The organism is Caulobacter sp. SSI4214 (assembly GCF_012184455.1).
GTDB lineage: Bacteria > Pseudomonadota > Alphaproteobacteria > Caulobacterales > Caulobacteraceae > Caulobacter > Caulobacter vibrioides_E.
In genome coordinates this window covers 1-23,214 of record NZ_SZWJ01000011.1, presented here as the reverse complement: position 1 = coordinate 23,214, position 23,214 = coordinate 1, and the positions used below count along the sequence as shown (strand labels likewise).

Annotated in this window: 25 protein-coding genes; 13 read left to right on the top strand and 12 right to left on the bottom strand. The window is 66.8% G+C overall.

The genetic code is table 11. From position 1 onward, the window contains the following. The first annotated feature begins 75 nt into the window (after positions 1 to 75). Complete coding sequence (locus tag FCU40_RS05215; protein ID WP_168073371.1) at positions 76 to 1,062, top strand: mechanosensitive ion channel family protein; 987 nt, start codon at positions 76 to 78, stop codon at positions 1,060 to 1,062. Positions 1,063 to 1,136: 74 nt separating this feature from the next. On the opposite strand, the gene FCU40_RS05210 is transcribed toward FCU40_RS05215, so the two are convergent. From FCU40_RS05210 to FCU40_RS05195, 4 genes are all read right to left on the bottom strand, one after another. Then, positions 1,137 to 1,370, bottom strand: a complete 234-nt coding sequence (locus tag FCU40_RS05210) for a hypothetical protein (protein ID WP_004617270.1) — start codon at positions 1,368 to 1,370, stop codon at positions 1,137 to 1,139. 141 nt (positions 1,371 to 1,511) lie between these two features. After that, complete coding sequence (gene fsa, locus FCU40_RS05205) at positions 1,512 to 2,165, bottom strand: fructose-6-phosphate aldolase (RefSeq protein ID WP_004617268.1); 654 nt, start codon at positions 2,163 to 2,165, stop codon at positions 1,512 to 1,514. A gap of 71 nt (positions 2,166 to 2,236) precedes the next feature. After that, positions 2,237 to 3,124, bottom strand: coding sequence for a dTDP-4-dehydrorhamnose reductase (rfbD, locus tag FCU40_RS05200; RefSeq protein ID WP_168073369.1), 888 nt, complete (start codon positions 3,122 to 3,124; stop codon positions 2,237 to 2,239). Further along, on the bottom strand, positions 3,121 to 3,666 hold the full coding sequence (locus FCU40_RS05195; protein ID WP_168073367.1) for an HAD family hydrolase: 546 nt from the start codon (positions 3,664 to 3,666) through the stop codon (positions 3,121 to 3,123). The genes rfbD and FCU40_RS05195 overlap by 4 nt, the downstream gene beginning before the upstream one ends. A gap of 101 nt (positions 3,667 to 3,767) precedes the next feature. Between FCU40_RS05195 and FCU40_RS05190 the strand changes: the two genes are divergently transcribed. Then, positions 3,768 to 4,928, top strand: a complete 1,161-nt coding sequence (locus FCU40_RS05190; RefSeq protein ID WP_168073365.1) for an AGE family epimerase/isomerase — start codon at positions 3,768 to 3,770, stop codon at positions 4,926 to 4,928. On the opposite strand, the gene FCU40_RS05185 is transcribed toward FCU40_RS05190, so the two are convergent. Both FCU40_RS05185 and FCU40_RS05180 read right to left on the bottom strand, forming a co-directional pair. Beyond that, entirely contained in the window at positions 4,925 to 6,235 is a 1,311-nt protein-coding gene (locus tag FCU40_RS05185; protein ID WP_168073363.1) for a mannose-1-phosphate guanylyltransferase, read from the bottom strand. The two genes, FCU40_RS05190 and FCU40_RS05185, sit on opposite strands and share 4 nt — an antisense overlap. A gap of 92 nt (positions 6,236 to 6,327) precedes the next feature. After that, positions 6,328 to 8,367, bottom strand: coding sequence for an NAD(+) synthase (locus FCU40_RS05180; RefSeq protein WP_168073361.1), 2,040 nt, complete (start codon positions 8,365 to 8,367; stop codon positions 6,328 to 6,330). A gap of 197 nt (positions 8,368 to 8,564) precedes the next feature. Between FCU40_RS05180 and tkt the strand changes: the two genes are divergently transcribed. Then, the gene (gene tkt, locus FCU40_RS05175) at positions 8,565 to 10,526 is read left to right on the top strand and encodes a transketolase (RefSeq protein ID WP_168073359.1); all 1,962 of its coding nucleotides are present in this window, start codon (positions 8,565 to 8,567) and stop codon (positions 10,524 to 10,526) included. A 17-nt stretch (positions 10,527 to 10,543) separates the two neighbouring features. Here the strand turns inward: tkt and FCU40_RS05170 are convergent, their stop codons facing one another. Next, positions 10,544 to 11,737, bottom strand: coding sequence for a carbohydrate porin (locus FCU40_RS05170; RefSeq protein ID WP_168073357.1), 1,194 nt, complete (start codon positions 11,735 to 11,737; stop codon positions 10,544 to 10,546). 367 nt (positions 11,738 to 12,104) lie between these two features. On the opposite strand from FCU40_RS05170, the gene FCU40_RS05165 reads away from it, so the two are divergent. Further along, entirely contained in the window at positions 12,105 to 13,271 is a 1,167-nt protein-coding gene (locus tag FCU40_RS05165) for a site-specific integrase (RefSeq protein ID WP_168073355.1), read from the top strand. Between the two features lie 48 nt (positions 13,272 to 13,319). Here the strand turns inward: FCU40_RS05165 and FCU40_RS05160 are convergent, their stop codons facing one another. Beyond that, a complete protein-coding gene (locus tag FCU40_RS05160) occupies positions 13,320 to 13,526 on the bottom strand; it encodes an AlpA family phage regulatory protein (RefSeq protein WP_168073353.1) in 207 nt (68 codons plus the stop codon). Between the two features lie 545 nt (positions 13,527 to 14,071). Here FCU40_RS05160 and FCU40_RS05150 point away from each other — a divergent pair. The 5 genes from FCU40_RS05150 (at position 14,072) to FCU40_RS05130 (ending at position 17,114) form a co-directional block, all read left to right on the top strand. After that, a complete protein-coding gene (locus FCU40_RS05150) occupies positions 14,072 to 14,566 on the top strand; it encodes a hypothetical protein (RefSeq protein WP_168073349.1) in 495 nt (164 codons plus the stop codon). Continuing rightward, positions 14,563 to 15,024 (top strand): hypothetical protein, encoded by a 462-nt coding sequence (locus tag FCU40_RS05145; RefSeq protein WP_168073347.1) that lies wholly within the window; start codon positions 14,563 to 14,565, stop codon positions 15,022 to 15,024. Before FCU40_RS05150 ends, FCU40_RS05145 begins: the two co-directional genes overlap by 4 nt. 2 nt (positions 15,025 to 15,026) lie before the next feature. After that, positions 15,027 to 15,365, top strand: coding sequence for a sigma factor-like helix-turn-helix DNA-binding protein (locus FCU40_RS05140; RefSeq protein ID WP_168073459.1), 339 nt, complete (start codon positions 15,027 to 15,029; stop codon positions 15,363 to 15,365). Next, positions 15,358 to 15,855, top strand: a complete 498-nt coding sequence (locus FCU40_RS05135) for a hypothetical protein (protein ID WP_168073346.1) — start codon at positions 15,358 to 15,360, stop codon at positions 15,853 to 15,855. The genes FCU40_RS05140 and FCU40_RS05135 overlap by 8 nt, the downstream gene beginning before the upstream one ends. A 236-nt stretch (positions 15,856 to 16,091) precedes the next feature. Further along, positions 16,092 to 17,114, top strand: coding sequence for an IS110 family transposase (locus FCU40_RS05130; RefSeq protein WP_168073345.1), 1,023 nt, complete (start codon positions 16,092 to 16,094; stop codon positions 17,112 to 17,114). A gap of 588 nt (positions 17,115 to 17,702) precedes the next feature. On the opposite strand, the gene FCU40_RS05125 is transcribed toward FCU40_RS05130, so the two are convergent. After that, positions 17,703 to 17,951, bottom strand: coding sequence for a hypothetical protein (locus tag FCU40_RS05125; RefSeq protein ID WP_168073344.1), 249 nt, complete (start codon positions 17,949 to 17,951; stop codon positions 17,703 to 17,705). A gap of 158 nt (positions 17,952 to 18,109) precedes the next feature. Between FCU40_RS05125 and FCU40_RS05120 the strand changes: the two genes are divergently transcribed. Then, positions 18,110 to 18,538, top strand: coding sequence for a helix-turn-helix domain-containing protein (locus tag FCU40_RS05120; RefSeq protein WP_168073343.1), 429 nt, complete (start codon positions 18,110 to 18,112; stop codon positions 18,536 to 18,538). Positions 18,539 to 18,545: 7 nt separating this feature from the next. On the opposite strand, the gene FCU40_RS05115 is transcribed toward FCU40_RS05120, so the two are convergent. Both FCU40_RS05115 and FCU40_RS05110 read right to left on the bottom strand, forming a co-directional pair. After that, complete coding sequence (locus tag FCU40_RS05115; RefSeq protein ID WP_168073342.1) at positions 18,546 to 18,794, bottom strand: conjugal transfer protein TraD; 249 nt, start codon at positions 18,792 to 18,794, stop codon at positions 18,546 to 18,548. Positions 18,795 to 18,849: 55 nt separating this feature from the next. Beyond that, positions 18,850 to 19,116, bottom strand: a complete 267-nt coding sequence (locus tag FCU40_RS05110; RefSeq protein WP_168073341.1) for a conjugal transfer protein TraD — start codon at positions 19,114 to 19,116, stop codon at positions 18,850 to 18,852. Positions 19,117 to 19,288: 172 nt separating this feature from the next. On the opposite strand from FCU40_RS05110, the gene traA reads away from it, so the two are divergent. From traA to FCU40_RS23225, 3 genes are read left to right on the top strand one after another with little or no spacing between them, the layout of a single operon-like run. Then, positions 19,289 to 22,168, top strand: coding sequence for a Ti-type conjugative transfer relaxase TraA (gene traA, locus FCU40_RS05105; protein WP_168073340.1), 2,880 nt, complete (start codon positions 19,289 to 19,291; stop codon positions 22,166 to 22,168). A 10-nt stretch (positions 22,169 to 22,178) separates the two neighbouring features. Beyond that, entirely contained in the window at positions 22,179 to 22,454 is a 276-nt protein-coding gene (locus tag FCU40_RS05100) for a hypothetical protein (RefSeq protein WP_168073338.1), read from the top strand. 6 nt (positions 22,455 to 22,460) lie between these two features. Further along, positions 22,461 to 22,802, top strand: a complete 342-nt coding sequence (locus tag FCU40_RS23225) for a DUF6118 family protein (protein ID WP_241693548.1) — start codon at positions 22,461 to 22,463, stop codon at positions 22,800 to 22,802. Between the two features lie 173 nt (positions 22,803 to 22,975). Here the strand turns inward: FCU40_RS23225 and FCU40_RS05095 are convergent. Next, positions 22,976 to 23,214 (bottom strand): hypothetical protein (locus FCU40_RS05095; protein WP_206677298.1); only part of this gene is annotated, 239 nt, incomplete at its 5' end.

Genomic DNA, 23,214 nt, shown 5'->3' with positions numbered 1-23,214 from the left:
CAGACGGGGCAAGCGGAACCATGGCCGCGTCGCCGCCGTTGACCGAACGGCGCGGGGGCGCCAATCGAGGCTTTCATGCAGACCAAACCCAGCGTCATCCCGCCGGACGCCGCCTTGCCGTCCATCGCCAAGATCAAGGCCGATGAAACCATGCTCGGGCACTTCCTCGACTGGTTGGGCAAGCTCGCGGTGAATCTGGTGGTGGCGGGACTGATCCTGGTCCTGACCTTCTGGCTCGCCGGCTGGGCCGCGCGGTTCATGCGCCGGACGCTGGCCCGCGTGCATCGCAACGCGCCCGATCCCACCCTGGAGAGCTTCAGCGCCTCTCTGGCGCGATACGCCGTCATCGCCATGGGCCTGGTGGCGGTGCTGCAGCAGCTCGGCGTGCAGGCCACCTCGATCATCGCGGTGCTGGGCGCGGCCTCGCTGGCCATCGGCCTGGCGCTGCAGGGCGCGCTTTCGAACGTCGCGGCCGGGATGATGATCCTGCTGTTCCGTCCCTATCGCGTCGGCGATGTCATCGAGACCTCGACTCGCCAGGGCACGGTCAAGTCGCTGGACCTGCTGTTCACCGAGATCGCCACGTTCGACAACGTCAAGGTGATGATCCCCAACAGCAAGGTGTTCGGCGACGTCATCCTGAACTATTCGACCCACCGGCATCGTCGGGCCGACGTGCTGTTCAAGGTTCCGCTGAAAACCGATCTGGTCGCCGTGCTCAAGCGGCTGCGCGAACGGGCCGAGAATGATCCGCGCATCCGCAAGGACCCGGCGGTGATGATCGAGGTGACCGACCTGTCGGAGGCCTACGCCCAGGCCGCGATCCGCGCCTGGACCGCGTCCGCCGACTTTGGCCCGGTCAAGACCGACCTGATGCTGGCCGCGCATCTTCTGACGGAGGACCCCTCGCGCGACGACCTGCCGCCGCCGCGCCCGACCAAGGCCAAGGATCCCTCGCCAGCCATGCCGGGCGAGGGCGAGCACCACCTGCTGAATCTGATCAAGACGCGTCGGGCTCGGAAATCGGCGCCGGCGTCGCCTCGAGCTCGGCCGAAGGCCTGACCGCTGAAGGCTCTAAATCAAATGTTTAGAGCGTGAGATAAGCTGAAATCGGTTCCCACTTTCAGCCTCACGTTCTAGGCGCTGCCGGCCGTGCCTCTTTGGTTCAGCCACTCGCTGGCGAACTTGTGGCTCAGGCCGGCGTCCTCGAACACCACCTTGCGAAGCTGGCCCAGAAGCTCGGGCGTGTCGTGCACGATCACGAACGGGAAGCCGTTGGCCGAGAGAAAGCCCTGCAGGAAACGCGAGAAGCGGTCGGCCTCTTCGGGACCGGCCAGGCGGACCTCGGTTTCTGCGGCGTTCGGAACCATCGGCTTGGCCCTCTGTGGACGGACCAAGCTGTAACGCATGAGCTCGCGTTTGCGAACCAGCTTCGCTTTAGCGAAATAAACTGTGATCACCTATTTGCGCTTCGGGCGAGCCTCGTTCGGCCCGCCCTCGCTCGCGCGGCCCTACAGGATCGACTGGCCGGTCGAGGCCCAGTCCTTCAGGAACTGTTCCAGGCCCTTGTCGGTCAGCGGGTGCTTGTAGAGATCGCCGAACACGGCCGGCGGGATGGTGACGACGTCGGCGCCGACGATCGCGGCTTCCTTCACGTGGCCGGCGTTGCGCACCGAGGCCGCGAGGATTTCGGTCTCATAGCCGTAGTTGTCGTAGATCGCGCGGATGTCGCGGATCAGGTCCATGCCGTCGAAGCCGTAGTCGTCCAGACGGCCGATGAACGGCGAGACGAAGGTCGCCCCGGCCTTGGCGGCCAGCAGGGCCTGGGTCGCGGAAAAACACAGGGTGACGTTGGTCTTGATCTCTTCGTCGGCGAAGGCGGCGCAGGCGATCAGGCCATCGCGGGTCAGCGGGATCTTCACCACCACGTTCGGGGCGATGGCGGCCAGCTTCTTGCCTTCGGCGATCATGGCCTCGGCGGTGGTGGCGGCCACCTCGGCGCTGATCGGACCCGGGACGAGGTCGCAGATCTCGGCGATCACCTCCAGCATCGGCCGGCCCGACTTGGCGATCAGGGTCGGATTGGTGGTCACGCCATCCACCAGACCGGTCGAGGCCAGGTCGGCGATGACCTTGGTGTCGGTGCTGTCGAGGAAGATCTGCATGGGTCTGTCACGTCGCGTCTATGGAGAAGTCGGGCGTGGGTGTACCGCGCGCCGCCCTTGGGCGCCAGCGCTTAGCCGGTCAAACCGGCGGCCACGAGGCGATCGGCGGTCCGTTCGACCGCGGGGCGCCACGGTTCCGGCGTGAAGCCGAACAGGGCGCGCAGCTTGCCCGTATCCAAGGGCGAGCGGGGCGGCCGGGGCGCGGGTTCGGCGAAGGCGGCCTGGGTGGTCGGCTCCAGTCGCGCGCGGGTCAGCGGATCGCGATCGATCGCGGCCTTGGCGAAGTCGAAGCGGCTGGTCTCGCCGGCGTTGGCGAAGTGGAACAGGCCGAACGCCGGGTCTTCGGCCGGCGCGGCGGCCCAGCGCGGCGCGGTCGCCAGCAGAAACGCGGCCAGGGCCTCGCCGTCGGTCGGCGTCCCGAACTGGTCGGCGACGACCTTCAGCACCTCGCGCTCGCGGGCCAGGCGCAGCATGAAGCCGACATAGTTGCGGCCGTGCCGGGAAAAGACCCACGAGACTCGCAGCGCCACGGTCCGGGCATGGGCGAGGACCGCTTGCTCGCCGGCCAGCTTCGAGCGGCCATAGACATTGATCGGCGAAGGCGCGTCGGTCTCGACATAGGGCCGGTCGGTCAGGCCGTCGAACACCGCGTCGGTCGACAGATGCACGAACGGCAAGTCGCGCTCGGCGCAGGCCTTGGCCATCTCGCCGGGAGCGCGAGCGTTGACCGCGAAGGCCTCTTCGGGAGACGTCTCGGCTCGGTCCACCTGGGTGAAGGCGGCCGCGTTGAGCACGAGATCGCAGTCGGCGCCCAGGATCGCGGCGCGGATAGCGTCGGTGTTCTCCAGGTCGAGATCGGCGCGGGAAAGCGCGATCACCTCGACGCCTTTCCGCGCGCGCGCGGCGGCCTGAAACGCCGTGGCGACCTGACCGGTCTTGCCCAGCAGCAGGATCTTCATCTCAGCGCCGCAACGCGCTCGCCCAGCACGTGGCTGACAAAGGCCCTCAGGTCGCCGCCCGGGAACAGATAGCCCGGGACGCCCGCCCGCGCGCCGGCTTCGACGTCGATATCGCGATCGCCGATGATCACGGTCTCCAGCGGCGTCAGGTTCCAGTCGGCCAGGCCCCGCAGGATCATGCCGGGATTGGGTTTACGGTCCGGATGGTCGGCGACGCGGTAGGCTTCGATGATCGCGGTCTCGTGAAACGGCGAGTGATAGAAGGCGTCGATACGGCCTCCCAGCGCGTCCAGCTGCGCCTGCATGGCGGCGTGGAAGCGGTTCATGGCCGGCTCGTCGAAATAGCCCCGGCCGATGCCCGACTGGTTGGTGACCACCAGCACCTTCAGGCCCGCCCTGGTCATGGCCGCCACCGCCTCGCGGGCGCCGTCGATCCAGTCCAGTTTGGCCGGATCGGAGACATAGCCGTGGTCGATGTTCAGGACGCCGTCGCGGTCCAGGAACACGGCCTTCAGCGGCGGAAGATCGAGGGCGCTGATCATGGTCGGACCACTACCCCGGCCGTCGCCGAAACGCCATGCCGCTGTCTTGGCCTTGGGCCACGACCTCGCCTAGAAAGGCGTGCACCCCGCTGGAGCTTCCGATGAACGCCTTCGCCGACGCCGCCCGCCTGCGCGACCGTCTCAAGACCTGGGCGACCGAGGCGGCCTATCCGCTGTGGTGGCGCGTGGGGGCGGACCACGCGAAGGGCGGGTTCTTCGAGAAGCTCGACCAGGAGGGCGCGCCGGTCGATGGTCCGCGCCGAGGCCGGGTTCTGCCGCGCCAAATCTACTCCTTCGCCATCGCTGGCGATCTAGGCTGGAACGGGCCCTGGCGCGAAGCGGTGGAGCACGGGTTGTCGTTTTACCTCGCGCGATATCGTCGCCCGGATGGGCTCTTCCGCGCCCTCGTCGGGCCGAACGGCGAGAGCCTGGACGAGACCGCCGACCTCTATGACCAAGCCTTCGCCCTGTTCGCCCTGGCGGCGGCGGCCAAGGCGGCGCCGGCCCGCGCCGACGAGGCCCGCGCCATCGCCGTGGCGGTGCGCGACAAGCTGGTCGCCGAGCGCAAGCACTCGATGGCGGGCTTTCACCAGACCAACCCGCCGACCGCGCCGCTGCAGTCGAACCCGCACATGCACCTGTTCGAGGCCATGCTGGCCTGGAACGAGATCGACGCGGACCCGGCCTGGCGCGCCCTGGCCGACGAGATCGCCCAACTCGCGCTTTCCAGATTCATCCATGGCCAGAGCGGCCAGATTCGCGAGTTCTTCGATCTTGACTGGAACCCCGCGCCGGGCGTCGAGGGACGGATCTGCGAACCGGGCCATCAGTTCGAGTGGGGGTGGCTGCTGCTGCGCTGGAGCAAGCTGGCGGGACGGGCGGACGCCGAGGCCGCCGCGCTGAAGATGATCGACGCCGCCGAGACCCACGGAACCGATTTGGCGCGCGGCGTGGCGATCAACGCCTTGCTGGACGACTTCTCGATCCACGACGCCAGCGCGCGCCTGTGGCCGCAGACCGAGCGCATCAAGGCCGCGGTGCTGGCCGCCGAACTGACCGGCGAGCCCCGCTATTGGGACATGGCCGCCGCCGCGGCCGAGGGCCTGCTGGCCTATCTGCGCACCCCGGTCCCCGGCCTGTGGCGCGACAAGTACTTGCCCGACGAGACCTTCGTGGAGGAGCCGGCGCCCGCCAGCTCCTTCTATCACATCGTCCTCGGTATCCTGGAAATGGACCGCGCCATCGAGGCGGGCCGGACCTAACGCGGCTTGGTGACCAGGAGGGTCGCCGCGCCCTTCGCGCGGGCTTGGGCCTCGCCTTCGAGCGCGATGATCGCGCCGGCGGCATGGACGTCGCCGGCCATCTCCAGAACGCCTTCCAGAACCTGCACGGTGGAGGCGGGGAGGTTGATCGTCGCGCCGGCCGGCGCGCGGCGCAGTTCGACGTCGAAGGCCTCGGTCGAGACCAGGGTTTCCGCGCCGCTAGGCGAGATGCTCTTGCGCGAGGCGATCGAACGGCCCTTGGCCTTCAGTCCATCGACCAGGGTCTTCACGGCTTGGCTGTCCTTGCGGTGGCAGACCAGCACCGCGTCGGGCTCGGCCACGACGACGATGTCGCTGACGCCGATCACGCCGACATAGGGGCCCGTCGTCCGAACCAGCACGCCGGAAGCCTTGTGCAGGTCGACGTCGCCGTCCTGGGCGTTGCCATGGTGGTCGCGGACCGAAGCCTCCCAAATGGCGTCCCAGGCCCCCAGGTCCGACCAGGCGAAGGCGGCGGGCGCGACGGCGGCTCTCGTGGTGCGCTCCATCACCGCATAGTCGAGCGAGATCTTCTTGGCCTGGCCGAAGGCCTCGCGGCTCAGGCGCCCGACGCCGGCCTCCAGCGAGAGCCCGGCGACACAGGCCTTGGCGGCCGCGGCCACCGTAGGCTCGAACGCCTCGAACTCGCCCAGCAGCGTGGCGGCCTTGAAGGCGAAGTTGCCGCTGTTCCAGAGGTAGCCTTCCAGCAGGTACCGCTCGGCGGTCTCCTGGTCCGGCTTTTCGACGAAGGCGGCGACCGCGCGCACCGAACCGTCGAGCAGCGCCTCGCCGGGGCGGATATAGCCAAAGCCGGTGGCCGGCACGGTGGGCTGCACGCCGAAGGTGACGATGAGGTCGTGTTCGGCGGCCCGGGCGGCGGTCAGAGCCGCTTCGCCGAAGATCTCGGGCTGGGCGATGTGGTGGTCGGCGGCCAGCATCAGCACGACGCCGTCGGGGTCCTGTCGCTCGACATAGGCCGCCGCCGCCGCCACGGCCGGGGCGCTGTCGCGGGCCTCGGGTTCGACCAGGATGGTCACCGGCGCGCCGATCTCGGCGGTCTGCTGGGCGACGAAATCGACCATGGCCTCGCCGGTGACGATGACGATCTCGGCAACGCCGGGAATGTCCTTCACCCTCAGCACGGTCTCTTGGAACGAGGAGCGCTCGCCGACAAGTTTCAGGAACTGCTTGGGCTGGTCGCTGCGCGACGCCGGCCAAAGACGCGTGCCCGAGCCGCCGCACAGGATCACCGGATAGATCGAAGCCAAGTGATGTCCCCACACACTTCAAGACTTGCCCTCCTGATAGAGGGTCATTGCAAAGGGTGCTTAAAGCCAAAGCGCGCGGGAACGAAGAGTTTTCATCCCGCTGGCGTGTTGGCGCGCAGTTCGGCGAGCCAGGCGTCGGCCGTGGCGTCGGACGGCATCCGCCAGTCGCCGCGCGGAGACAGGGCCCCGCCCGACGAAATCTTGGGTCCGTTCGGCAGGGCCGACCGCTTGAACTGATTGGCGAAGAACCGCTTCAGGAAAAGCTCGAGCCACCCTCGGATCTCCGCCAGGTCGTAGGCTCGGCGGGCGTTTTCGGGCAGGCCGACGGGCCAGCCGCCCGTCTCCGCGTCATGCCAAGCGCTCCAGGCCAGGAAGGCGATCTTGGACGGCGCCATGCCGTAGCGGGTCAAATAATAGAGGTTGAAGTCCTGCAGGGCGTAGGGGCCAACGAAGCTTTCCGTCGCCTGCACCTCTTCGCCCGGCACCAGCTCCGGCGAGATCTCGGTGGCCAGGATATCCTCCAGCAGGCCGGTGGTGGCCGCGTCCACGTCGCCGGAATGGGCCACGAAGCGGATCAGGTGCTGGATCAGCGTCTTGGGCGCCCCGCAGTTGGGGTTGTAGTGGCTCATGTGGTCGCCGACGCCGTAGGTGCACCAGCCCAGCGCCAACTCCGACAGGTCCCCGGTTCCCACCACCAGAGCGCCGTTGTGGTTGGCCAGGCGGAACAGGTAGTCGGTTCGCAAGCCCGCCTGCACGTTCTCGAACGTGACGTCATAGACCGGCTCGCCGCGCCCGAACGGGTGATCCATGTCTTTCAGCATCTGAGTCGCGGCCGGCCGGATGTCGAGTTCCGCGGCGGTTACGCCCATCGCGTCCATAAGCGCCCAGGCGTTGGCCTTGGTGCGGTCCGAGGTGGCGAAGCCCGGCAGGGTGTAGGCCAGGATGTTCGCGCGGGGCAGGCTGAGTTGGTCGACCGCCTTGGTCGCCACCAGCAGCGCCTGGGTGGAGTCGAGGCCGCCCGATATGCCGATCACGAGCTTTTTGAGGCCCGAAGCCTCCAGCCGGCGGGCCAATCCCTGCACCTGGATATTGTAGGCCTCGTAGCAGTTCTCGCGCAGCTTGGCGGGGTCCGAGGGCGTGAAGGGGAAGCGTTCGATCGCGCGCGCCAGGGGCAGGTCGCCAGCCGGCGGCTCGAACGTGAACGCCGCGAGGCGGAACGGGACCTTGGGCGGGGCCAGGGCCATGGCGTCGCCGAAGCTGCCGACCCGCATCCGTTCCTGGCGGATCCGCTCGACATCGACATCGGCGAAGGTCCAGGCCGGACCGGTCGAGAAACGCGGGGTCTCGGCCAGCAGGGCGCCCATCTCGTGGATGTCGACATGGCCGTCCCAGGCCAGATCGGTCGAGCTCTCGCCCGCCCCGGCGGCGGAATAGACATAGGCCGCGATCATCCGGGAGGATTGGCTGGCGCACAGCAGGCGGCGGGTCTCGGACTTGCCGATGGTGATGTTGCTGGCCGACAGGTTCAGCAGGATCTCCGCGCCGGCCAGGGCCTGGGCGGTGCTGGGCGGGGTCGGGGTCCAGACGTCCTCGCAGATCTCGACGCCGACCGTGAATGGCGTCGGGGCGTGGGCGCGGAGCAGCAGGTCGGTCCCGAACGGGACGGCCTGTCCGGCCAGGGTCAGGGTCTTGCCGACCACGCCCGCGCCGGGTGTGAACCAACGGCGCTCATAGAACTCGCGGTAGTTGGGCAGGAAGCTCTTGGGAACGACCCCGAGCACGCGCCCGCCTTGGATCGCCACGGCGGTGTTGTAGAGCCGGCCCGCGTCGCGAAGCGGGGCGCCGACCACCATCATCGGCGCCAGGGTCTTGCTCGCCTCGGCCAGCGTCGCGATCGCCGTCTCCGTCGCGTCCAGCAGCACGTCCTGCTGCAGAAGGTCGTCGATCGTGTAGCCCGTCAGGCCGAGCTCGGGGAACACGATCACCGCCACGCCGGCCTCGTGCGCCTGGCCGACCAGATCGAGCACGGCGCGCGCGTTCTCGGCCGGATCGGCCAGCTTGACCTTGGGGACGGCCGTGGCCACCCGGACGAAGCCGTGGCGATAGGGCGAGAAGAATGACGGACCGATCAAGCGTGGCGCCTTCCAGTTATGCTTAAAGTGAGCATAAGTCTTTGCCTAGCTATAACGCCAGCGGACGATGTTGCATAGCGTCCACGACCGCCCCCTGGCGCCTGGTTTCTAGCCGTGTCGCGGGTTGACCCCTCCGGGTTCCCATGCGACTGCGCCCCTCGCGCAGCCCTGCAAAACAAAGACAAGACGGAACTTCCATGCCCGTTTCGCCCATCAAGATGGCCGACGCGATCCGCGTCCTTTCGATGGACGCGGTCCACAAGGCCAAGTCCGGTCACCAAGGCATGCCGATGGGCATGGCCGACGTCGCGACCGTGCTGTGGAGCAAGTTCCTGAAGTTCGACGCGTCTCAGCCCAACTGGCCCGATCGCGACCGTTTCGTGCTGTCGGCCGGCCACGGCTCGATGCTGCTCTATTCGCTGCTTCACCTGACCGGCTTCAAGGCCGTGACGATGAAGGAGATCGAGAACTTCCGTCAGTGGGGTTCGCTGACCCCTGGCCACCCGGAAGTCCATCACACGCCCGGCGTCGAGACCACGACCGGTCCGCTCGGCCAGGGCCTGGCCACGGCCGTCGGCATGGCGATGGCCGAGGCCCATCTGGCCGCCCGTTTCGGCCATGAGCTGGTCGACCACCGCACCTGGGTGATCGCCGGCGACGGCTGCCTGATGGAAGGCGTCAGCCACGAGGCCATCAGCCTCGCCGGCCGCCTGAAGCTCTCGAAGCTGACGGTGCTGTTCGACGACAACAACACCACGATCGACGGCGAGGCCACGATCGCCGAGACCGGCGACCAGGTCGCCCGCTTCAAGGCCGCCGGCTGGGCGGTCAAGGTCGTCGACGGCCACGACCACGGCAAGATCGCCGCCGCCCTGCGTTGGGCGACACGCCAAGACCGTCCGACCATGATCGCGTGCAAGACGCTGATCTCGAAGGGCGCCGGTCCCAAGGAAGGCGATCCCCACAGCCACGGCTACACCCTGTTCGACGACCAGATCAAAGCCGCGCGCGAAGCCATGGGCTGGGACGCCGCGCCGTTCACCGTGCCGGACGACATCGCCAAGGCATGGAAGAGCGTCGGCCGTCGCGGCGCCAAGGTTCGCAAGGCCTGGGAAGCCAAGCTCGCCGCCTCGACCCACGCCAGCGACTTCAAGCGCGCCGTGGCGGGCGAGCTGCCGGGCAACGCCTTCGAGGCGCTGGACGCCCACATCGCCAAGGCCGTGGAGACCAAGCCGGTCAACGCCACGCGCGTCCACTCGGGCTCGGCCCTCGATCACCTGATTCCGGCGATCCCCGAGATGATCGGCGGCTCGGCCGACCTGACCGGCTCGAACAACACCCTGGTCAAGGGCATGGGCGCTTTCGACGCGCCGGGCTACGAGGGCCGCTACGTCCATTATGGCGTGCGCGAGTTCGGCATGGCGGCGGCCATGAACGGTATGGCGCTGCATGGCGGCGTGATTCCCTATTCGGGCACCTTCCTCGCCTTCGCCGACTATAGCCGCGCGGCGATTCGCCTAGGCGCCCTGATGGAGGCCCGCGTCATCCACGTGATGACCCACGACTCCATCGGCCTGGGCGAGGACGGCCCGACCCACCAGCCGGTCGAGCACGTCGCCTCCCTGCGCGCCATCCCGAACCTCCTGGTCTTCCGTCCCGCCGACGCGGTCGAAGCCGCCGAGTGCTGGAAGGTCGCTCTGCGGCAACAGCGGACGCCGTCGGTCATGACCCTGTCGCGCCAGAAGACGCCGCACGTGCGCACCGCCGGCGGCGACCTGTCGGCCAAGGGCGCCTACGAGCTGCTGGCGGCCGAGGGCGGCGAGGCTCAGGTGACGATCTTCGCCTCGGGCACGGAAGTCGGCGTCGCCGTCGCCGCGCGTGACATCCTGCAGGCCAAGGGCAAGCCGACCCGCGTCGTCTCGACCCCCTGCTGGGAGCTGTTCACCCAGCAGGACGCGACCTACCAGGCCTCGGTCATTGGCAAGGCGCCGGTGCGGGTGGCCGTCGAGGCCGGCATCAAGATGGGCTGGGAGCGCTTCATCGGCGAGGACGGCAAGTTCGTCGGCATGACGGGCTTTGGCGCCTCGGCGCCGTTCGAGCGTCTCTACAAGGAATTCGGCATCACCGCCGAAGCCGTCGCCGAAGCGGCGCTGGCCTGATCCATCGTCGGGGTGGTCTAGAAGGCCACCCCGAACCGGACGGCGGCCACCAGCGCGTGGCCGAGCGCCCGGTCGCCGCCGGGATCCTTCACATATTGCAGGTCGGGCTGGATCGTGACCGGGCCGATCTTGTCGGCATAGGTCACCTCGATCGCCCGTTCCGAGCCGCTCAGGCGTCGACCGTCGTCGAGGGCGTTGTCGCGGTATTTGCGCGACAGCAGGGCTTGGTCGAGCCCGATCGAGAGGGCGCTGTCGGGGCGGCTGGCGAATACCCGCTTGACCAGGACGCCGGCCTGCCAGCCGCCATGGAAGGCGGTGGTGTCGCCGTCCGACAGGCCCAGGCGGGCGAAGGCGGTCGCATGGCGCGGCGCGTTCCCGTCGCCCCGGGTCAGCGCGCGTTCCAGCAGCAGATAGGCGCCTTGGGCGGTGGCCGGGGCGGGATCGCCGTCGGGCGTCGTCAGTCTCAGGTCGTCCTGCTTTCGGGTGTAGCGCCAGACGCCGGCGGCGATCTTGCCGTTTCCGGTCCAGCCGGCCTCGGCGACCAGCAGCAAGCCGTTGTCGAACGAGGTCTCGACGCCGCCGGGATCGCCGAGGACCCCGGCATGGGCGTTCAGCGCGACGGCCTGGGCATAGACGTGCGGGTTCGGCGTCACCCGCAGGCGCGCGGCCAGCGCCGTCGAGGGAAAGATCGAGGGACCGTTGGGACCCGTCGCCGCCAGCTCCGAGCCGATGCCAAAGGCCGGCGCCAGCAGCAGGCCGGCGCTTTCGTTGGCGTAGAATTCGCTGTTCAGGTCATAGAGCCCGGCGCGCATCGAGGCCTTCTCGCCGAAGCTCTGTTCGATCCAGGCCTCGAACAGGCGGGCGCGCTGGCGGGCGACCTCGATGTTGTCGACGCCTTGCAAGCTGCCGGTGTCTTCGTTCGGCCGACCGCCACTGTTGTCCAGCAGCTGGAAGTGGGCGGTGGCGTTCTTCCAGCCGACGGCCCTTTCCAGGTCCAGGTCGCCGAAGATCTGCAGGTCGTCCAGCACGCGTCCGCGCTTGGCCAGGCCGCCGCTCAGGGTTCCGGCGATATCGGCCCTGTAGGCGCCCGACAGCTTGAGCGCCGACCCGCCCTCGGCCCAGGCTGGGTTCGAGGCGGTCAACAGCCCGGCGGCCAGGCCAAGACCAACCGCCGCCTTGTTAATCGCCCGGCCGAGATTCGATTGGCCCATTCCAGCCCCCATCAGCCCGACATGCGATCGGGCCGGATCAATCTCCCCGCGACGGGAGTCGATTTGGTAAACCTAGGCTGTGGCGCATGGTCGCGGGTTCAACCCAAGGGTGGCGATAGACCGCGCGAAGCCGCGCTGGACGGGGGCGTCACGGCTACAGTCGCATTTTGTCGAAGGTCCTTGGTGGAGCCGAGGATGATCTAGGGATCTAACCAGGACGTCTCATTCTGTCCTAAAATCTGTTTATATTCATATGGTTGATCGAAATTCCTGTTTCAGGTAATCTCACTTTGTTCCCTGAAATCCGCATCAAAAGTGTGGGGAAAACGAGGGGATAATCGGAGGCTCCAGAACAGGGACTTCTAACTTGTCGCTTACAGCCCTGAAGGTGAAGAACGCGAAGGCCGGTCGCCATTGCGACGGGCGCGGCCTGTATCTCGATGTTCAGCCCAGTGGATCGCGGTCATGGCTTTTCCGTATCCAGTTCCAGGGGGTGCGTCGCGATTTCGGCTTGGGCTCCTTGCGGGACGTTTGCCTCGCCGACGCGCGGATCGCGGCGGCCGAGATGCGCCGGAAAGTCAGGAGCGGGGTTGACCCAACCGCCGAACGTCGAAGCGCTCGTCGGCCCGCTCCGTCGTTTGAGTCCGCTGCCCGCGCCTGTTACGAGACCTTGAAGGCCGGCTGGAAGGATAGCCGGCAGGGTATTTGGATCGCCAGCTTCGAGCGGCATGTTTTTCCAATGATCGGGTCTAAGCCCGTGGACACGGTCGATGCGCTAGTTGTTCGAGATGTTCTGGAGCCGATTTGGCTGACAGTGCCTGATACCGCCAATAAGGTACTTCAGCGGATCAGTGTGGTTCTCGACTTCGCGCACATCAAGGGCTGGATTAGCAAGGAAGTTTCCCTGCGATCGGTCCGCAAGGGACTTCCACGCCAGAACAACACTGGCTCGCACTATGCGGCGATGCCCTATCAGGACGTGCCGGCCTTCCTCCAAGCAGTTGCGGCGATGCCGCCAACCCTTGGTCGGGATGCTCTGCAGCTGACCATCTACACGGCTGTCCGCTCCAACGAGACGCGGTTTGCGATCTGGAGTGAATTTGACCTCGAAAAGGGCGTCTGGTCGATTCCGGCCGAGCGCATGAAGATGAAGGTGGCCCATGCCATCCCGCTATCGAAGCCCGCTCTCGCTCTCCTACGGCGAATGCGCGACGACCGGGTGGACGACGATGAACTCCTGTTCTCTCCAAATGGGGTCAAGCCCATCAGCGACATGACGATGTCCAAGGTGCTCCGCGACATGAAGGTCGAGAACGTGACCGTTCACGGATTCCGCAGCGCCTTTACCGACTGGTCGTCCGAGATGACTGATTTCCCCAAGGAGGTCGCCGACAAGGCGTTGGCGCACAAGATTCCAGACCGGGTCGAAGCCGCCTATCGCCGGACGGACTTTTTCGAAAAGCGACGCAAGCTGATGCAGGCCTGGGCTGACTATCTAGCCACGTCTGCAGAGCCAAAGACCAAGTCAGCTTAGCTATCGACGCTTGCGGCGACAGTGCAGCCACCCTGATTTCCGTGGCGCCTATTTTCCCCTTTCGTCCACGCGAAAATTGGCAGGGTCGTTGATCCAGCGGTTGATCGCGGACTCATGCCATCCCGCACCGTGGACGCTGATCGGGACCTGGCGAGGAAAGGTGCCCTCGCCGATCTTCCGGTATAGGGTCGATCGGCTGAGGCCCGTGCGCGCCAGCACGGTCTTGAGGCGGACGATGCGGTCGAGATCGGCCATCGTTTAGAGCTCCACAGACTGGGATCTGAAGCCATTCGATGGGCCAGAATTGGATTGCTCGCCGCTGGCGGCAAGGCCTCGCGGGGCCAGATCGTACTCTGGGAAACAAAGACAGGCCCTAGGCGCCTCTAGCGAAGTTGAGACTGTACCTCCATGACACCGGCTGCGTATTCCAATGAGGCTGGGCAGAGTTCGATGTGGCGCTACCGTCCTACTTTTTAAGGCGAACACCGGGGCCTGCAGTTTCATCGGCCATCTGGAATATGACGCCCGCAGCCTCGAGTGCGCGGCGCACAGCCTCGACGTTGTCGACAGAACTGCGACCCGGCCCGACTGCACTTTCCATCCGCCGGATTGTCGGCAGCGATAGGCCCGCGGCCTCCGCAAGCTTTGGTCCACTCCAATCCACGAGGGCTCGCGCGGCCCGAATTTGAGCGGCCGTCAGCATGTCGTTTTATTTTTAGTAAAGCACACGATATTTTTCGCTTGTCGAATAGCGTCGTCAGTGATACTAAAGGAGTAATGCACATTCAGGACTAGATGTCATGGACTCGCGCCACAAGGCGGAGAGTGCGGACGTGCGCGCGCGCCAGCTATCAAGGCGCAGCGTCCTCTCCGGTGGCTCCGCAGCACCCTTCATCAATCAGGGCCCTGTTCCTGGCAACGCCGACCCGGCAGTGACGGTCTGTACTCGCTGGCTTGCCGTCGACGCCGAACAGCGTCGCCTCCAGCTTGAATGGGGCACGCTGGAAGGCTGGCTGATGACCAAGCGCAATTGGTACAAGCTCTCGCCGGAACAAAGAGCAGAAATCCCCGAAGGCGCCAGGCTCTCTGAGATCGACGCGCAGCTCGATGTGCTGGAGGTCGAGGGACACGCCCTTCTCAAGGCCATGCGGCCGAAGCCAGCGAAGAGCGTTGAAGCCGTTATCGCCAACCTCTCGGTGGCGGCGCGCCTTATCTTCGTGGAGGACCACCCCGAAGCGCACGGCTTGATCACCCGCGCCGTCCGTGACCTCGCCGCCTTCTCCGGTGGAAAGTGACCCTCCGCGTCGCCCGGCGGCGCGATGGCGCCGACCGCCCGCTGGCGGCGGCGTTCCGTCGTAACGCCACCGGCTTCCTTGAAGGCGCCGAGGCGGCGCTGCCGCGATACCCGGAGGCGACGCGCTACTTCCTAGCCATCGCCATCGAACTGGCACTGAAGGCTTACCTGCTCGACCGAGGGATCAGCGACGACTGGAACCGCGTCTATCTCCGGCACGATCTGACCAAGACGCTGAGGTTCGCGCGACGCGCCGGCTTCAACGGCGCCCCTGCCGGGGTTGCCGAATTGGCCGCGCTCTTAGGCCCTTACTACCAAGTCCATGGCATCTCGCGGATGCCGCCGGACGAGATTGCGTCCGTATGCTGGCGTCAGGCTTGCACGACGGTTCGAGAGCTCATCGTCGCCGTGGTTGAGGCCTCAGGGCTCGATCCTTCTGATCAGGAGGGCGTCGCGTGACGATGCGTCTCCGTATGCCTTGGCTGCTCGTCACGAGACAGTGGTGGCGCTGGCGACATCCCTACCTCTGGCGCGGCCGGATCTTCAATCCACACAACACCCAGCAGGTTATGTCCTACGCGGTGCTGCGCCTTCGCCAGGCGACGCGGGATGTCTTCCTGCTCAATCACATTCAGGCGCTCGACTACGCTCTGATCGCTCGCCACCTGGGCATCTCCGCCGCCGAGGTCGAGGCACGCCTAGCCGATGCGCTTTGCGAGATTTCCCGGACGATCGATCTGATCGAGCGCGCCCGTCCTCATCCCAACAATCCAGCCAATGCGGAGCATCCCAATGTCTGACGACAAGGGGCCATTCGCGGTCTCCCGCCGCGTCGTGATCGGCGCTGCGGGCGCCGCGCCCGTCGTTGCCAACACCGGCGCTGGAGCGGCAATGCAGGACCAAGCCATCGCCCGCTGCGACGAATGGCTGGCCCTCGACGCTGAGATCGACCGCCTGGGTAATCGCTGGTCGGATCTAGAGACCATTCTCGTGCGGCAGAAGCGGTGGGAGCGCATGACGCCCGAGGAGCGTGGGGAGTTGCTGCCTTCCGAGGAGATGGACGCCATCGACAAGCAGATGGAACCGCTGTTCGCGCAACGCGAGGCGTGGCTGGAGGCTCTTCCCGCTGTGCGCGCCAACGACATGCACGGCGTCGTCGCCAAGCTGGAAGTGGCGCTGAGAGTCATGGTTCACCAGCAGGGCGAGGGCTACGACCTCTTCAAGGCGACGATGGAGGAGCTACGCACCGCGCGCTGTCCGAACTGCGGGGCGCCCGTTTGCAAGCGCTAGCCGCGCCCTTTCCGGTGACGGCCTTGCAACCCCAATCTGCGGGAGCCAGGTCCGGAACGGTCGGTGCTCGCCCTGGAGCGCTTGGAGAGCCTCTGCCGGGCGGGCTGGTGCGGGTCAAGGGCGGCTTCGCCGTCGCTTCGCGATGCGCCCGTAGGGCGCACCCTTGATGGGGTGGATGGCCCCTGACAGCGGAAAAGCATCAAGATGGGCCAGCTCTAACCTTCGAGGAGGCCGTCATGGAACAGATCCGCATGGTCGCAATCGACCTGGCGAAAAACTTCTTTCAAATTCACGGCGTCGACGCCGCTGGCCAGACCTGCCTGCAACAGCGATTGCGCAGGAGCGCGGTCCTCTCCTTCTTCGCTGGGCTCTCGCCGCTGACCGTCGGCATGGAAGCCTGCCCTGGCGCCCACTATTGGGGGCGTCTTCTTGCTGATCTGGGTCATGACGTTCGGTTGGTCCCGCCACACTACGTCAAACCCTTCGTGCAAAGGCAGAAGAACGACGCCGTTGACGCCGCGGCGATCTACGAGGCGATGATCCGTCCAACCATGCGCTTCGTCCCCGTGAAGACCCATGATCAGCAGGCTAATCAGGTCGCGCTCCGGACCCGCGAAGTTCTGGTTCGCCAACGCACGATGAGCATCAACGCGTTGCGCGGCCACCTGGCTGAGTTCGGCGTGATCGCCGGTGTTGGCGTAAGGAGCTTGCGGAGCCTGATTGAGCGTCTGGATGACTTCGCGGAATCGATCCCAGAATTCGTGCGGAGCGTCGTTCAAATGCTGATCGACCAGATCGCCGACTGTACGCGCCGGATCGACGAGCTGACGGCTATGATTGGCAAGCGCAGCGCCGCCGACGCCGTGGGCCGACGGCTAATGACGATCCCCGGCATAGGCCCACTGACCGCCGCCGCGATCTTGGCCGCCGCGCCGGATGCAACGCGGTTCAACGGTGGACGCCATTTCGCGGCCTGGACAGGACTGGTCCCCAAGCAGCATTCCACGGGAGGGCGATCGCAGTTAGGGCGGATCACCAAGATGGGCGACCGAACAATACGGCGATTGCTGATCTCCGGCGCCCTCACGGTGATCGCGCAAGCCAGGAAGCGGCCCGGCTTTGCCCAGACCTGGCTTGGGCGGCTGGTGCTGCAACGGCCAACGCTCGTCGCGGCGGTCGCGCTTGCGAACAAGAACGCTCGGATTGTTTGGGCGCTGATGGCCAAGGGCGGCGTCTATCGCCCAGCTGCCGCAGCATAGCGCTTGCCGGTCGTAGCAGTACGGCCGGCGGCGTGCGTCGATGACGACGGAGGTGATGGCGAATTAGGTCGACACCTAGACTTCGGAAATACCGTGCGCGTCAAAGCCCCTCGAGGGCGTCCCCTTGATCCGGATCCGAAGTCCGCGCATTCCATCAGGGCTCGCGAGGCTCCCAGCCCGCAGAACCAAGCCGGACACATGACCGCGCGCTGACCTACTTCTTCCCCATCATTCCGCCGCCGAAAGAGAGAGCGCCTCGGGCTGAAGCTCGGTGGTGAAGGGTGCCTCATGGGTAAGGCCCGTCAAGGACGAAGCCGGCTCGCCGGGCGCGCTTCGCGCGCTCCTTGACGGGCCTTACCCATGAGGCAGGAAGGGCCACCAAGGCTTCAGGCCGGGGAGGCCTTCACTGCCGTTCCGGCAATTCCCAAGAACAAAACGGTTGACGTTTGGGGCCATCCACACATGACGCGCGCCAGCCCGTCCGGCCCTTGTTCCACCAAGCGATCCAGGGCGTCTTGTCTCCGAGCGAAGGTCTTGGAAGGCCGCGCGCTCGGCGGCCGGCCGGATAGGCTCTGCCAAGCAGCTCTGTCAGCGCACGCGCTTGAAGCGGACACGGTCCTTGCCGGCGACGAGGAACGCATCATAGCCGGCATCACCCCAGGCCTTACGCTGCACTTGGCTTGTGTGGGGATCGGTGGTGTTGGCCCACCATGGCTGACGGGCCGCGCTCTTGGGAAGCATGGCGCCGAGGATACGCTCGATCTCGGTGAAGGTCAGTTCGAGTTCGTCTTCACGCTGGCGACGTAGATAACCCGACAGGGGATCGTACTTGGACATCCCCCAGCATCGCCGATTGGTCCAGCCACGTCGAATCCGAACGCGACTAGCGCGAACAGGGAATGACCTTGAAAAACCATTCTTGCGAGTATCCTTGCGTCGGCAAGCACTTTGCCAGGATCGGCGGCGTTGCCGGTGATCCGACCATGGAGACTTTCGTGACCGATATGCCTGAAGCTCGCACGCCCACCGTCGTCGATCTCCATGTCGGGGGCCGCGTGCGCATGCGCCGCAAGATGCTGGGCGTCAACCAGGAGTCGCTCGCCGCTGCTTTGGGGCTCACCTTCCAACAGGTCCAGAAGTACGAGCGGGGCGCCAACCGCGTCAGCGCCAGCAAGCTCTACGACATCGCCAAGACGCTCCAGGTCCCGGTGTCGTACTTCTTCGAGGGCCTGGCCGACCCCATGACCAGCGAGGTCGACGAGGTTCGCGCCGCTGCCGAGCGTGTCGTCACCGAGTTCCTCAACACGCCCGAAGGCCTGGAACTGGCAGAGATGTTCCCCAAGATTGGCCGGGGGCGCGTCCGTCGTCAGGTTCTTGATCTCGTCCGCGCCGTGGCCGACGACGAAGGCCGCGACAAGACCTGACGATTTCTCAGCGAGCGTCCGACGCGGAGCGAGCCTCCGCCTCGAACGCCCGCTTTCCGCCGCGCCGCCAGAGCGCCAGGGTGTGTTCAGCGTCGTCGGCCTTGAGCATGGTCGCCAGGAACGTGAAGGCGCCGTAAAGCGCGGTGCGATCATCGCGGGTCAGTTCGACGAGGCCGGCCTTTTGTACCAGGCCGCCCAGCTCGATCAGGTGGCGGGTGCGCTCGCGCCGCTTCACCACCCAAGCCCGCGTGTCCATGCGGGCTCGGCGTGCTTCCAGGCGATGGCGCGCGGCTCTTGCCCGGCGCTCGGCGTCATTGGTCGCCGCCAGCGCTCGCCTCAGGGGCGCTCGATCCGCCGCGAAAGAACCCCGCGCCGCGCTTCCTCCAGCCCTCCTTGCGAGCGGCGTTTCCCGCGTTGGTCAGATCCAGCAACCCGCCGGTCAGAGTGTCGATGTCGAGGGCGTCGGCGCCGGTGGCGATCACCAGTTCGCCAAGCTGCCGAACCTTGCGATCCTTCAGGGTCTTGGCCTTGTCTTCGAGGTTCTTCAGCTCGGCGTCGAAGTCACGTGGTTTGCGCATCCTAAGTCTCCGGATTTCGATGATGCGCTGATCGTAAAGCAGACGGTTCGGGAATGCTGTAAGGTCGCCGGAACACACTGGGACGGGCCGATCCCTCCCGAGAATCTTATCTGGGAGGGCGCGCTTATACGTCGTGCCGACGTGCGCTTGAGGGCGTAGGTGGTCTATCGCCATGGCGATCTACCACCTCAGCGTCAAAGTCATCAGCCGCGCCACCGGGGCCAGCGCCGTGGCTTCGGCCGCCTATCGCTCCGCCAGCCGGCTGCACGATGAGCGGCTGGATCGCGACCACGACTTCACCAACAAGAGCGGTGTCGTCCACTCCGAGGTCATGCTACCGGAAGGCGCGCCAGAGCACCTGTCGGATCGCGCGGCGCTGTGGAACGCGGTTGAGGCCGGCGAAAAGCGCAAGGACGCCCAGCTGTCTCGCGAGGTCGAGTTCGCCATCCCGCGCGAGATGGACCAGGCGCAAGGCATCGACCTGGCCCGCGACTTCGTCCAGCGCGAGATGGTCGATCGCGGCATGGTCGCCGATCTCAATGTGCATTGGGACATCGGCCCGGACGGCCTGGCCAAACCCCACGCCCACGTCATGCTCACCATGCGCGAAGTTGGCGAGGATGGTTTCGGCGCCAAGGTCCGCGACTGGAACCGCACCGAACTGGTCGAGCATTGGCGGCAGGCCTGGGCCGATCACGTCAACGCGCGGCTGGCCCAGCTCGACATCGACGCGCGAGTTGATCATCGCAGCCTTGAAGAGCAGGGCATCGACCTTGAGCCGCAGCACAAGATTGGCCCGGCCGCTGGACGCATGGCCGGCGAAGGCGTCGAGACCGAGCGGCTGGAAGACCATCACCGCATCGCCCGTGAGAATGGCGAACGGATCATCGCCGATCCGCGCATCGCGCTGGACGCCATCACCCATCAGCAGGCGACGTTCACGCAGCAGGATCTGGCGAAGTTCATTCACCGCCACTCGGACGGCAAGGACCAGTTCGACCGGGCCATGAGCGCGGTGCGGACCTCGCCCGAGTTGGTGGTGCTGGGTCAGGACGGACGCGGCCAGGACCGTTTCACCAGCCGCGACATGATCGCTGTCGAGGATCGGCTGCATCGCGCCAGCGAGGAGATGGCGCAGCGTCAGTCTCACGGCGTCAGCCAGTTCGAGCAGCGCCGCGCTCTGGCCCGCGCCGAGCAGCGCGGTCTCGTCCTCTCCGGCGAGCAGAAGGCGGCCTTCGAGCACGTCACCGAGGGTCGGGATCTTGGGGTCGTCGTTGGTTACGCCGGCACGGGCAAGTCGGCGCTTCTGGGCGTCGCGCGCGAGGTCTGGGAGGACGCCGGCTATCGCGTCCAGGGCCTGGCGCTGTCGGGGATCGCCGCCGAGAACCTGGAAGGCGGATCGGGCATCGCTTCGCGCACGATCGCCAGCCTGGAGCACCAGTGGGCGAAAGACCGCGAGCTGCTGGACGCCAGCGACGTGCTGGTGATCGACGAGGCCGGCATGATCGGCTCGCGGCAGATGGAACGGCTGTTGTCGGCGGCCGAGAAAGCCGGCGCGAAAGTGGTGCTGGTCGGTGATCCCGAGCAGCTTCAGGCCATCGAGGCCGGCGCGGCCTTCCGGTCGATCGCCGAGCGTCATGCCCACGTCGAGATCACGGAGGTTCGCCGCCAGCACGAGGATTGGCAGCGCGACGCCACCCGGCATCTGGCCACCGGCCGCACGGGCGAGGCGCTGGGCGCCTACGAGGCGCGCGGCATGGTCCATGCCGCCGAGACCCGTGACCAGGCGCGCGAGGATTTGGTCGAGCGCTGGGACCGCGAGCGCGTGGCAGAGCCGCAGCTGAGCCGGATCATCCTCACCCATACCAATGACGAGGTGCGCGAGCTCAACCTGACGGCTCGCGAGCGGCTGCGCCAGGCCGGCGCCTTGGGCGAGGACGTGACGGTGAAGGCCGAGCGTGGCGAGCGGTCGTTCGCGACCGGCGACCGGCTGATGTTCCTGAAGAACGATCGCGGGCTTGGTGTGAAGAACGGCATGCTTGGCGAGATCGAGCAGGTCTCGCCCACGCAGATGACGGTGCGGCTCGACGCGGGGCGTCCCGACGCGGAGCGCTCGGTCGTCTTCGACCTGAAGGACTACGCGGAGGTCGATCACGGCTACGCAGCCACCATCCACAAGAGCCAAGGCGTCACGGTTGATCGCGCTCATGTGCTGGCGACCCCAGGCATGGATCGTCACGGCGCCTATGTCGCCCTCTCGCGCCATCGTGACAGCGTGCGGATCCACTACGGTCGCGACGAGTTCGAGGATCTCGGCAAGCTAACCCGCGTCCTCTCGCGCGAACGGGCCAAGGACATGGCCAGCGACTTCGCCGAGCGGCGCGACATCCATGTGCCCGCGCCGATGCAGGCGAAGGAACCACCGCGGGGCCAGCGCGGGATGTTCGATGGGTTCAGGCCGATCAGCCCGCGGCAGCCAGCGGCGCCGGCGGCGCCGGCGCGTGAGGTCGGCCAGTTCGACCAGCACCGCGCGATCGAGCGCCACGCCCGCGCCGCGGCCGACGTCCTCCGGATGAACGACCGCGCCCTGCCGGTGCTGGCTCACCAGCGGCGGGCGCTGGTGGAAGCGCGTGAGGCGATGGCTGAGGTCGGACCGCACGCGGCCAAGGATCTGGAGCGGGCCTATCTGCGCGAGCCCGGTCTTGCCGGTGAGGTCGCGTCGGGACGGACGCAGCGGGCGATCCGGGTCCTTCAGCTTGAGGCGGAGGTTCGGGCCGATCCGCGTCTGCGCGCCGATCGGTTCGTCGAGCGCTGGCGAGGCCTGGAGCGGCGGCGATCGGAGCTGCATCGCGAGGGCGACATGACCGGCGCCCGGCAGGTCAAGGAAAGCATGGGCGCCATGGCCAAAGGCCTGGAGCGCGACCCGCAGGTGGAGTCGCTGCTGCGCGGGCGGCGGGCCGAGCTGGGCCTGCCTTCCAACATCGGGCGCAGCATCGGGCAGGGGCTGACGGAATACCTCGGCCTGGGTCGAGGGCGCGGGCTTGGCATCTAGGAGGAAGACGATGGAGCAGGATATTGGGGCGGACGAACCGGTCGATGCGGCGGCGGCGTTCGAGGCGCTACGGCGGGAGGTGGCGTTGCTGAATGTCGCCGTCGCTGGATTGGCGGCCGAGCGGACGCCGACGCCGGACTACAGCGAGACGCTGGGCGAGATCGCCAAGGGCGTGTCGGTAGCGGTCGGGCGGCTCGGCAAGATTATGGCCAGTCCCGCCTTTGCCCAGAGTCCGGCGGACCTGGCGGGACAGATCGCGGCGGGTGGCGAGGAGATCCGGCGGTAGGATCGCGTGACGTTGTATCAGGCTCAGGAGGCTCTTTTGCGCTCGGCTCGCGATCTTGAGGGGTGGATTGACCGGGCGCGGCTGGCCAGTGCGCAGAACTGGCGGCTGGTTCAGGCAGCGGCGGTCGGCGTCGTCGCGGGCGCAATCCTATGCGCGAGCCTGCCGACCGTGGTCATCAACGCCGCATCGGCTCGCTGGGCCTGGCCGGAGAAAAGGGCCGCCGGCGTTCTCGACCGCGACATGTGGTCGGCTGGCGAGCGACTGCTTTTCGTGGCGGATCCTGTGCGGTGGCGGGGGCTAATCTCGCGAAGGGCCCCTTCCGCAGGAAGCACTATCTGCAGCCGTTGAGGTGTGATCGCCGCGATACGAATACCGCGCCGCCGTCACCGGGCCGACTCGGAGATGGCCGGCTCTGCGCCAGCTGGATGTTGAGGGAGGTCGGCGGGCATGGCTACGCTCTCGATAGCTTCAATAAGTTCTCGCGACGACATCCCATCGATCGGTTCTGGCCTCACGCTCTCCTACCCGCAATCGACGGTCCCTGGGTTTTGGCCGGCGATGAGGGCTTTAGCGGCGGCGTTGAACATGGGGTTTTTGCCGTTGCGCCAGCCCTGATTGTAGGTGATGCGCGAGGCGTCAAGCCATTCGGGGCGGCGGGCGCTGGCGGGACAGGACTTGCCGACGTCGAGCATTGGCGCGTTGGGCAAGCCCTGAGCGTACTGGACGTGGATCTCGCGGCGGATGCCGGAGGGCCTGGAGG

Coding starts and splice junctions, on each gene's coding strand:
- FCU40_RS05215 (WP_168073371.1), top strand. CDS start 76: ATGCAGACCAAACCCAGCGTCATCCCGCCGGACGCCGCCTTGCCGTCC.
- FCU40_RS05210 (WP_004617270.1), bottom strand. CDS start 1,370: ATGGTTCCGAACGCCGCAGAAACCGAGGTCCGCCTGGCCGGTCCCGAA.
- fsa (WP_004617268.1), bottom strand. CDS start 2,165: ATGCAGATCTTCCTCGACAGCACCGACACCAAGGTCATCGCCGACCTG.
- rfbD (WP_168073369.1), bottom strand. CDS start 3,124: ATGAAGATCCTGCTGCTGGGCAAGACCGGTCAGGTCGCCACGGCGTTT.
- FCU40_RS05195 (WP_168073367.1), bottom strand. CDS start 3,666: ATGATCAGCGCCCTCGATCTTCCGCCGCTGAAGGCCGTGTTCCTGGAC.
- FCU40_RS05190 (WP_168073365.1), top strand. CDS start 3,768: ATGAACGCCTTCGCCGACGCCGCCCGCCTGCGCGACCGTCTCAAGACC.
- tkt (WP_168073359.1), top strand. CDS start 8,565: ATGCCCGTTTCGCCCATCAAGATGGCCGACGCGATCCGCGTCCTTTCG.
- FCU40_RS05170 (WP_168073357.1), bottom strand. CDS start 11,737: ATGGGCCAATCGAATCTCGGCCGGGCGATTAACAAGGCGGCGGTTGGT.
- FCU40_RS05160 (WP_168073353.1), bottom strand. CDS start 13,526: ATGGCCGATCTCGACCGCATCGTCCGCCTCAAGACCGTGCTGGCGCGC.
- FCU40_RS05150 (WP_168073349.1), top strand. CDS start 14,072: ATGGACTCGCGCCACAAGGCGGAGAGTGCGGACGTGCGCGCGCGCCAG.
- FCU40_RS05140 (WP_168073459.1), top strand. CDS start 15,027: ATGCGTCTCCGTATGCCTTGGCTGCTCGTCACGAGACAGTGGTGGCGC.
- FCU40_RS05135 (WP_168073346.1), top strand. CDS start 15,358: ATGTCTGACGACAAGGGGCCATTCGCGGTCTCCCGCCGCGTCGTGATC.
- FCU40_RS05130 (WP_168073345.1), top strand. CDS start 16,092: ATGGAACAGATCCGCATGGTCGCAATCGACCTGGCGAAAAACTTCTTT.
- FCU40_RS05125 (WP_168073344.1), bottom strand. CDS start 17,951: ATGTCCAAGTACGATCCCCTGTCGGGTTATCTACGTCGCCAGCGTGAA.
- FCU40_RS05115 (WP_168073342.1), bottom strand. CDS start 18,794: ATGGACACGCGGGCTTGGGTGGTGAAGCGGCGCGAGCGCACCCGCCAC.
- FCU40_RS05110 (WP_168073341.1), bottom strand. CDS start 19,116: ATGCGCAAACCACGTGACTTCGACGCCGAGCTGAAGAACCTCGAAGAC.
- traA (WP_168073340.1), top strand. CDS start 19,289: ATGGCGATCTACCACCTCAGCGTCAAAGTCATCAGCCGCGCCACCGGG.
- FCU40_RS05100 (WP_168073338.1), top strand. CDS start 22,179: ATGGAGCAGGATATTGGGGCGGACGAACCGGTCGATGCGGCGGCGGCG.